At 64.6% G+C, this 9,518-nt stretch carries 9 protein-coding genes; 8 read left to right on the forward strand and 1 reads right to left on the reverse strand.

The window, feature by feature from the left end; genetic code table 11:
* Positions 1-90 precede the first annotated feature (90 nt).
* The 4 genes from VEI45_RS05095 to VEI45_RS05110 are packed head-to-tail and all read left to right on the forward strand — an operon-like array spanning position 91 to position 3,188.
* The gene (locus tag VEI45_RS05095) at positions 91-1,011 is read left to right on the forward strand and encodes a Rossmann-like and DUF2520 domain-containing protein (protein ID WP_324850751.1); all 921 of its coding nucleotides are present in this window, start codon (positions 91-93) and stop codon (positions 1,009-1,011) included.
* Positions 1,008-1,952: a pantoate--beta-alanine ligase gene (gene panC / locus VEI45_RS05100; protein WP_324850753.1), complete on the forward strand. Its 945-nt coding sequence runs from the start codon at positions 1,008-1,010 to the stop codon at positions 1,950-1,952. The genes VEI45_RS05095 and panC overlap by 4 nt, the downstream gene beginning before the upstream one ends.
* Complete coding sequence (gene panD, locus VEI45_RS05105) at positions 1,952-2,359, forward strand: aspartate 1-decarboxylase (protein ID WP_324850755.1); 408 nt, start codon at positions 1,952-1,954, stop codon at positions 2,357-2,359. The genes panC and panD overlap by 1 nt, the downstream gene beginning before the upstream one ends.
* A 13-nt stretch (positions 2,360-2,372) precedes the next feature.
* On the forward strand, positions 2,373-3,188 hold the full coding sequence (locus VEI45_RS05110) for a type III pantothenate kinase (protein ID WP_324850758.1): 816 nt from the start codon (positions 2,373-2,375) through the stop codon (positions 3,186-3,188).
* A gap of 11 nt (positions 3,189-3,199) precedes the next feature.
* On the opposite strand, the gene VEI45_RS05115 is transcribed toward VEI45_RS05110, so the two are convergent.
* Positions 3,200-3,586: a helix-turn-helix domain-containing protein gene (locus tag VEI45_RS05115; protein WP_324850760.1), complete on the reverse strand. Its 387-nt coding sequence runs from the start codon at positions 3,584-3,586 to the stop codon at positions 3,200-3,202.
* A gap of 100 nt (positions 3,587-3,686) precedes the next feature.
* Here VEI45_RS05115 and VEI45_RS05120 point away from each other — a divergent pair, with 100 nt between their 5' ends.
* The 4 genes from VEI45_RS05120 to clpC1 all read left to right on the forward strand — a co-directional run.
* A complete protein-coding gene (locus tag VEI45_RS05120; RefSeq protein WP_324850762.1) occupies positions 3,687-4,778 on the forward strand; it encodes a carboxymuconolactone decarboxylase family protein in 1,092 nt (363 codons plus the stop codon).
* A 58-nt stretch (positions 4,779-4,836) separates the two neighbouring features.
* Positions 4,837-6,360 carry a lysine--tRNA ligase gene (lysS, locus tag VEI45_RS05125; RefSeq protein ID WP_324850764.1) on the forward strand — a complete coding sequence of 508 codons (1,524 nt, stop codon included), beginning with the start codon at positions 4,837-4,839 and terminating at the stop codon, positions 6,358-6,360.
* Between the two features lie 108 nt (positions 6,361-6,468).
* On the forward strand, positions 6,469-6,807 hold the full coding sequence (lsr2, locus tag VEI45_RS05130; RefSeq protein WP_324850766.1) for a histone-like nucleoid-structuring protein Lsr2: 339 nt from the start codon (positions 6,469-6,471) through the stop codon (positions 6,805-6,807).
* Positions 6,808-7,070: 263 nt separating this feature from the next.
* On the forward strand, positions 7,071-9,518 hold a 2,448-nt coding region (gene clpC1 / locus VEI45_RS05135; RefSeq protein ID WP_324850768.1), incomplete at its 3' end, for an ATP-dependent protease ATP-binding subunit ClpC.

The following is a 9,518-nucleotide window of genomic DNA, read 5'->3' on the forward strand; positions in this document are numbered from 1 at the left end:
GCGTCGTCGCCGGGGTAGAGTCTTAGCGACCGTCCGGTACCCGCGCCGCGGGACTGGAACGAACCAAGAGACTTGTGAGGGTCGTCTGCGATGCTGCAGTTCGACGGATTGCGCCCCGCCCGGCTCAAGGTGGGGATCATCTCCGCCGGCCGGGTGGGAACGGCTTTGGGCGTCGCGCTGGAACGCGTCGACCACGTCGTGGTGGCATGTAGCGCCGTTTCCCGGGCGTCGCGGCATCGTGCCGAACGCTGGTTGCCTGACACCCCGGTATCGCCGGTACCAGACGTTGCCGGCAACGCCGAGCTCTTGCTGTTGGCCGTGCCGGACACCGAGCTCGCGGCCCTGGTTTCGGGGTTGGCCGCCACATCGGCGGTGCGGCCGGGCACTATCGTCGCCCATACCTCGGGCGCCAACGGCGTGGCCGTGCTGGCGCCGCTGACCGAGCAGGACTGCATACCGCTGGCCATCCATCCGGCGATGACGTTCACCGGCTCCGACGAGGACATCCCCCGGCTGGCGGACACCTGCTTCGGGATCACCGCGGCCGACGAGGTCGGTTACGCGGTCGGGCAATCCCTGGTGCTGGAGATCGGCGGTGAGCCGTTCCGGGTCCGCGAGGAGGCACGGGCGCTGTATCACGCCGCGTTGGCCCATGCCGGCAACCACATCGTCACGGTGCTCGCCGACGCCCTGGACGCATTGCGGGCCGCGTTGGCGGGGACCGAACTCCTCGGTCAACAACTGGTCGACGATCAGCCTGGCGGCCTCGCGGAACGGATAATTGGACCGCTGGCCCGCGCGGCGCTGGAGAACACCCTGCGACGTGGGCAGGCGGCGCTCACCGGCCCGGTCGCGCGCGGTGATGCGGGTGCGGTTGCCGGTCACCTGAATGCGCTGGCGGCGGTCGACGCGCAACTGGCTCAGGCCTACCGGGTGAACGCCCTGCGTACCGCTGAACGCGTGCATGCGCCCCATGACGTCCTCCAGGTCCTTGAGGGCTCGGCGCGGTGACACTGAACAGGCCGCCGAAGTTCAACGCCGGCGAACTCAACGTGTATTCGAGCCCCAGCGATGTCGTTGAGGTCAGCCGTGCGCTGCGCCACACCGGTCGACGGGTGATGTTGGTGCCGACCATGGGCGCGTTGCACGACGGACACCTCGCCCTCGTCCGCGCGGCCAAACGGGTGCCCGGCTCGGTGGTGGTGGTGTCGATCTTCGTCAACCCGCTGCAATTCGGAGCTGACGAGGATCTCGATGCCTACCCGCGCATCGTCGAAGACGACTTGGCGCTGTTGCGCGGTGAGGGGATTGAAATTGCTTTCACCCCAAGCGTTGCCGCGATGTATCCCGACGGCCGGCGCACTGCCGTACATCCGGGGTCACTGGGATCCGAACTCGAGGGAGCGGCGCGACCCAGTCATTTCGCCGGCATGCTGACCGTGGTGCTGAAGCTGCTGCAGATTGTGCGCCCTGACCGAGTTTTCTTCGGAGAGAAGGACTATCAGCAGCTGGTGCTGGTGCGTCAGATGGTCGCCGACCTCAACCTCGATACTCGGGTCATCGGTGTGCCGATCGTACGCGAACTAGACGGCCTGGCGATGTCTTCGCGCAACCGCTACCTCGATCCTGCGCAACGCGAGCTGGCCGGCATGCTGTCCGCGGCACTGTTGGCCGGGACGCACGCCGCATCGGGTGGTGCGGATGCGGCGCTGCAGGCGGCCCGCGCCGTGCTGTCGGAGGTACCCGCGATCGACGTGGATTACCTGCAGGTGCGCGATGCAGAACTCGGTCCGGCGCCGCGGCACGGCGCCGCCCGGCTGCTCGTTGCGGCTCGGCTGGGGACCACCAGACTCCTCGACAATGTCGCGATTGAAATCAGTACTACCGTCGGCGTCGACGGGCGAGAGCCTGCGGTGCCGACTGGGAATCTCGAATCACCCTGGAGGAACTGATGTTACGAACAATGCTCAAATCGAAGATCCACCGGGCAACCGTCACGCAGGCTGACCTGCACTACGTCGGCTCGGTGACGATCGACGCCGACTTGATGGATGCGGCCGACCTGCTCGAGGGCGAACAGGTGACCATCGTCGATATCGACAACGGTGCCCGCCTCGTCACTTATGCGATCACCGGTCGGCGCGGTAGCGGCGTGATCGGAATCAACGGGGCCGCAGCCCATCTCGTACATCCCGGTGATTTGGTGATCCTGATCGCCTACGCGACGATGGACGACGCCGAGGCGCGCAGCTACCAGCCGAGGATCGTCTTCGTCGACGCCGACAACCGGCCGGTCGATCTCGGGCACGATCCGGCGTTCGTGCCTGCCGACGCAGGCGAGCTGGTCTCGCCGCGATGAAGGTTCGTTAACCGTGCTGCTGGCAATCGACGTCCGCAACACTCACACCGTTGTCGGACTGCTATCCGGTTCGAAGGAGCACGCGAAGGTAGTGCAGCAGTGGCGGATTCGCACCGAATCCGAAGTCACTGCCGACGAGCTGGCCTTGACCATCGACGGTCTGATCGGTGACGATTCCGATCAGCTCACCGGTGCAGCCGCGCTGTCTACCGTTCCATCGGTGCTGCATGAGGTACGAGTGATGCTCGAGCAGTACTGGCCTTCGGTGCCGCATGTGCTGATCGAGCCCGGGGTTCGCACCGGCATCCCGCTGCTGGTCGACAATCCAAAAGAAGTCGGCGCCGATCGAATCGTCAACTGCCTCGCGGCATTTCAGAAGTATGGTACCGCCGCGATCGTGATCGATTTCGGCTCATCGATCTGCGTGGACGTGGTGTCCGCCAAAGGCGAATTCCTGGGCGGCGCTATCGCGCCGGGAGTGCAGGTCTCCTCTGACGCGGCTGCTGCTCGCTCGGCCGCACTACGTCGGGTCGAGCTGACCCGGCCGCGCTCTGTGGTCGGCAAGAACACCGTCGAATGCATGCAGGCGGGCGCCGTTTTCGGTTTCGCCGGGCTGGTCGACGGCCTAGTCCAGCGCATCCGCGACGACGTAGACGGTTTCACCGGCGACAACGTCACGGTGGTGGCCACCGGCCACACCGCGCCGCTGCTGCTGGCGGAACTGCATTCCGTCGATCACTACGACCAGCACCTGACCCTGCACGGGCTGCGGCTGGTTTTCGAGCGCAACCGGGACAGCCAGCGCGGACGGCTCAAGACGGCACGCTGACCGGCAGCTGATCAGCACCGGCGATTCTGGTGTGGTCGGCTTCGATCGGTGAGTTCACGCCCGCGGGTTCCTTCGACGTGCGTTGATCCCCAGGTCGCGAGGCTGTCAAGCACAGGCGCGAGAGCTCTGCCCTCAGCGGTGAGCTGATAGGTGTATCGGGGCGGGCGCGATTCGTATTGCTCGCGCTGGATAATCGCCGCGGACATCAGTCGCCGAAGCCGTTCGGCGAGAGTATTAGTGGGAATCGCTTCGTCTGCTGCTGCGAGGTCGGCAAACCGGAGGTCGCCGCGGAAGTAGAGGTCGCGCACGACCAGCAGCGACCAGCGATCGCCAAGAATGTCAAGGGCACCTGCGATCGGGCACCTTGATCGCAGAACGGGTTTGGCACTATTCGGCATGGCCCACACCTCGATGCCTCCGGATATCACTTGCTTTTTACAAGTGACTAAAACTACAGTCACTTTAATACTGCAAGTCGGTAGCAGGTTGGGTGCACAGATGGCCGGACGTCGTTTCCCGGCAAGTGACACCGGGATTGGATTAACCCTGTGGATCCGCGAATTTCCGTTCCGGCAGCAAGTTCGGCATATCGACACCACCAGGCGTGACCGGCAGGTGGCTGATGTAGTCCACCAGATTCGCACCGATTTCGGAATGCTCGCCCCGCCTTTCGCGCTGCACCTTCCCGTACCGGAGCTGCTGTGCGCGCTTTGGCTGGTGTTCCGGGAGACGATGTACGCGCGTGGAGTCGGTCGGGACGTGAAAGAAGCTGTCGCGGCGACGGTTTCAGCGACCAATGCCTGCCCGTATTGCGTCGACGCGCACACGACGATGCTGACCGCCCTCGATGGCGGAGATCCAGCTGCCGCAGTGTCTTCCGTCGCCATCGACAGCATCGCCGACCCCGCCATGCGCGGTGCGATTGCGTGGGCGCGAGCCACTGGTCAACCGGGCGCCCAGATCCTACGGAACCGGCCGTTTCCCGACGAGCACGTGCCCGAGCTCGTCGGCACCGCCCTGGCTTTCCATTATGTCAACCGTATGGTGAACATCTTCGCTGTTGACTCGCCGTTCCCGGGGAGAGGTCCCCGTGCCAAACGGATCGCCCGGCGGATCGCCCTGCCCACATTTCGGAAACTTTTGTCTCACAACGTCACTCCCGGCACATCGGTGAATCTGCTGCCGGCCGCCGAACTTCCCCAAGACCTCGCGTGGGCGGCCGGTAATCCGGTCATCGCCGACGCGTTCGCGCGCGCGGCCGCGGCATTCGACGCCGCTGGACGAGCTGTGCTCCCTGATTCGGTGCGAAAACTCGTCGAGGGTAGGCTCGCCACCTGGCAGGGTGAGGACCCCGGCATCTCGCGGGCCTGGATCGAACCAGCGGTCGAACCGCTTCAAACCACCGAGCGACCTGTGGCCAGGCTCGCCCTGTTGGCGGCGTTCGCATCTCACCAGGTCGACGACCACGTGCTCGAAACAGCGCGCACCACACCGGGACCGGTTGGCGACCGCATCCTGCTAGCGGTCGCGGGCTGGGCAAGCTTTGCTATTGCCCGCCGGATCGGCACCTGGCTAAATCCCACCGGCTAGGCCGCAATGGCCGCCATCTGGACAGCCGGCTGCACCCGTTCATTTAAGCTGGCAGGTCGTGAACGCCGGCGACGAGGACCGTCCGCAGGACCTTCCCGAGGACACTCCCGAGCAGTTCCGGATCCGCCGGGACAAGCGGGCTCGGCTGTGGGCTGAAGGCCGCGACCCTTACCCCGTCGAAGTGGGGCGCACCCACACGCTGGCGCAGATCCGTGCCGCCTACCCGGACCTACCCGCCGACTCGACCACCGGCGACATCGTCGGTGTTGCCGGCCGGGTGGTGTTCGCCCGCAACTCGGGCAAGCTGTGTTTTGCGACACTCCAAGAAGGCGACGGCACCCAGCTGCAGGTGATGCTCAGCCTCGCCAGCGTCGGTGCGGAAGCGCTCGATGCGTGGAAGGCCGATGTGGATATCGGCGACATCGTCTGTGTGCACGGAGAGGTGATCAGCTCCCGGCGCGGCGAGCTGTCGGTCCTCGGCGACACCTGGCAGATGGCGTCCAAGGCACTGCGGCCGCTGCCGGTGGCGCATAAGGAGATGAACGAAGAGTCGCGGGTACGGCAGCGCTACGTCGACCTGATCGTCCGGCCGCAAGCACGTACCGTCGCCCGGCAGCGAATCGCCGTCGTTCGCACAATACGGACCGCTCTGGAGCAACGCGGGTTTCTCGAAGTCGAGACGCCGATGTTGCAGACTTTGGCAGGCGGTGCGGCGGCCCGGCCGTTCTTCACGCACTCCAATGCGCTTGACATCGATCTGTACCTTCGGATCGCACCGGAACTGTTCCTCAAGCGATGCGTCGTTGGTGGGTTCGACAAGGTCTTCGAACTAAATCGAGTGTTCCGAAACGAAGGAGCCGATTCCACGCATTCCCCCGAATTTTCCATGCTGGAGACCTATCAGGCGTATGGAACGTATGACGATTCGGCGGTCGTCACCCGCGAGCTTATTCAACAGGTGGCGGACGAGGCGATCGGCACACGACAACTGGCGTTGCCCGACGGCGGTGTCTATGACATCGACGGAGAATGGGCGTCGATACAAATGTATCCGTCGCTATCCGGCGCACTCGGCGAAGAGATCACACCGAACACTAGCGTTGACCGCTTACGCGGCATCGCCGAGTCGCTCGGTGTCGAGGTGCCGGTCGGTCGGGGGTATGGACACGGCAAGCTGGTCGAGGAATTGTGGGAACACACGGTCGGCGCCAGCTTGACGGCGCCCACCTTTGTTCGAGATTTTCCAGTGGAGACAACGCCTTTGACGCGGCAGCACCGTAGCCTCCCGGGTGTCACCGAGAAGTGGGACCTCTACATACGCGGGATCGAGCTGGCCACCGGATATTCGGAATTGATCGACCCGGTAGTGCAACGTGAGAGGTTCGCTGAACAGGCGAAAGCCGCGGCGGCCGGCGACGACGAAGCGATGGTGCTCGACGAGGATTTTCTCGCCGCCTTGGAGTACGCTATGCCGCCGTGCACGGGAACCGGAATGGGTATCGATCGGTTGTTGATGGCTTTGACCGGCCTGTCAATTAGAGAGACAGTATTGTTTCCGATTGTTCGTCCACATAGCAACTGAGCCCAGCTATCGTGGTGTATTGAATATCGCGCCTTCTTATGGCAGATTGATGCACATGGGGGCGGTTCAACAAGTTAGTGCTCGGGAAGAAAGCGTGAGGCTCAGCCAATGGCAAAGAAAGTGACCGTCACCCTAGTCGATGATTTCGACGGTGAGGGTGCGGCCGATGAAACCGTCGAATTCGGCCTCGACGGGGTGACCTATGAGATCGACCTTTCGACCAAAAATGCCACGAAACTGCGCAACGACCTGAAGCAATGGGTCGCAGCCGGCCGTCGCGTCGGCGGTCGCCGGCGCGGACGTTCCAGTTCCGGTCGCGGCCGGGGAGCCATCGACCGCGAGCAGAGCGCCGCGATCCGGGAATGGGCCCGTCGGAACGGGCACAACGTGTCGACGCGGGGCCGCATCCCGGCTGACGTCATCGACGCATTCCACGCTGCAACCTGACCACTACCTGACGCTGCCAAGCCGCACCAGCACCGAACGCGGGCTGGTCCGGCTTTCGCTGGTGGCGAACCGATCGCCCATCAAGCGCGGAAACGTTTTGCCGTTTTGCCGCGTTGCTCCCATTACGGCTGCCGAAGTCGGCTATATGCGTGTGGCGTAATGGACCGCAAGGTAGGAAGCCCGGCGAGCCGCCCATTACAGTGGATGGCAGGTACGCGATGTCGTCTGTTGTACCGATGGTGAGGGAGAGCAGGTAACCACCGATGTTCGAACGATTTACCGACCGTGCCCGCAGGGTCGTCGTCCTGGCGCAAGAAGAGGCCCGGATGCTCAACCACAACTACATCGGCACTGAGCACATCCTGTTGGGTCTTATTCATGAAGGCGAAGGCGTAGCCGCAAAGTCGCTGGAGTCGCTGGGCATCTCGCTGGAGGGCGTCCGCAGCCAGGTCGAGGAGATCATCGGCCAGGGCCAGCAGGCCCCGTCGGGCCACATCCCGTTCACCCCGCGCGCCAAGAAGGTGCTCGAGCTAAGCCTGCGCGAGGCGCTGCAGTTGGGCCACAACTACATCGGCACCGAGCACATTCTGCTCGGCCTGATCCGTGAGGGCGAAGGCGTTGCCGCCCAGGTGTTGGTCAAGCTGGGCGCCGAGCTGACCCGGGTGCGTCAGCAGGTGATCCAGCTGCTGTCCGGCTACCAGGGCAAGGAGACCGCCGAGGCCGGCACCGGCGGCCGCGGCGGCGAGTCCGGCAGCCCGTCCACGTCGTTGGTGCTCGACCAGTTCGGGCGCAACCTGACCGCCGCCGCGATGGAAGGCAAGCTCGACCCCGTCATCGGCCGCGAGAAGGAAATCGAGCGGGTGATGCAGGTGCTGAGCCGGCGCACCAAGAACAACCCGGTGCTGATCGGCGAGCCCGGCGTCGGCAAGACCGCCGTCGTGGAGGGCCTGGCGCAGGCCATCGTGCACGGCGAGGTCCCCGAGACGTTGAAGGACAAGCAGCTCTACACGTTGGACCTGGGATCGCTGGTGGCGGGCAGCCGCTACCGCGGTGACTTCGAGGAGCGCCTGAAGAAGGTGCTCAAGGAGATCAACACCCGCGGCGACATCATCCTGTTCATCGACGAGCTGCACACGCTGGTCGGTGCCGGTGCCGCCGAGGGCGCGATCGACGCGGCGTCGATCCTGAAGCCCAAGCTGGCCCGTGGCGAATTGCAGACCATCGGCGCCACCACCCTCGACGAGTACCGCAAGTACATCGAGAAGGATGCCGCGCTGGAGCGGCGGTTCCAGCCGGTTCAGGTCGGCGAGCCGACGGTGGACCACACCATCGAGATCCTCAAGGGCCTGCGGGACCGCTACGAGGCGCACCACCGGGTGTCCATCACCGATTCGGCGATCGTGGCCGCAGCGACTTTGGCCGACCGCTACATCAACGACCGGTTCTTGCCGGACAAGGCGATCGACTTGATCGACGAGGCCGGTGCGCGTATGCGGATCCGCCGGATGACCGCGCCGCCAGACCTGCGCGAGTTCGACGAGAAGATCGCCGAGGCCCGCCGCGAGAAGGAGTCCGCGATCGACGCGCAGGACTTCGAGAAGGCCGCCAGCCTCCGTGACCGCGAGAAGCAACTGGTGGGCCAGCGGGGTGAGCGCGAAAAGCAGTGGCGATCCGGCGATATGGATGTGGTCGCCGAGGTGGACGACAACGAGATCGCCGAGGTGCTGGGTAACTGGACCGGCATCCCGGTGGTCAAGCTCACCGAGGCCGAAACTACCCGGCTGTTGCGCATGGAAGAGGAGATCCACAAGCGGATCATCGGCCAGGAGGACGCGGTCAAGGCCGTCTCCAAGGCGATCCGTCGTACCCGTGCCGGGCTGAAGGACCCCAAGCGTCCGTCGGGCTCGTTCATCTTCGCCGGCCCGTCCGGTGTGGGTAAGACCGAGCTGTCCAGGGCGCTGGCCAACTTCTTGTTCGGTGACGACGACGCGCTCATCCAGATCGACATGGGCGAATTCCACGACCGGTTCACCGCGTCGCGGTTGTTCGGCGCCCCGCCGGGATACGTCGGTTACGAGGAGGGCGGCCAGCTCACCGAGAAGGTGCGGCGCAAGCCGTTCTCCGTGGTCCTCTTCGACGAGATCGAGAAGGCGCACCAAGAGATCTACAACAGCCTGTTGCAGGTGCTCGAGGATGGCCGGCTGACCGATGGGCAGGGCCGCACGGTGGACTTCAAGAACACCGTGCTGATCTTCACCTCCAACCTCGGCACGGCCGACATCTCCAAGCCCGTCGGTCTGGGCTTCACCAAGGGCGGTGGTGAGAACGACTACGACCGGATGAAGCAGAAGGTCAACGACGAGCTGAAGAAGCACTTCCGCCCGGAGTTCCTCAACCGCATCGACGATGTCATCGTCTTCCACCAGCTCACAACCGAGCAGATCGTCCAGATGGTGGACCTGATGATCGGCCGGGTCGAAAAGCAGCTGAAGGGCAAAGATATGGCCATGCAGCTGACCGACAAAGCCAAGTCATTGCTGGCCAAGCGGGGCTTCGACCCGGTGCTCGGCGCTCGCCCGCTGCGGCGCACTATCCAACGGGAGATCGAGGACCAGCTGTCCGAGAAGATCCTGTTCGAGGAGGTCGGTCCGGGTCAGCTTGTCACCGTGGACGTGGACAACTGGGACGGCGAGGGTGCCGGAGAGGATGCG

The organism is Mycobacterium sp. (assembly GCF_035623875.1).
Lineage (GTDB): Bacteria > Actinomycetota > Actinomycetes > Mycobacteriales > Mycobacteriaceae > Mycobacterium.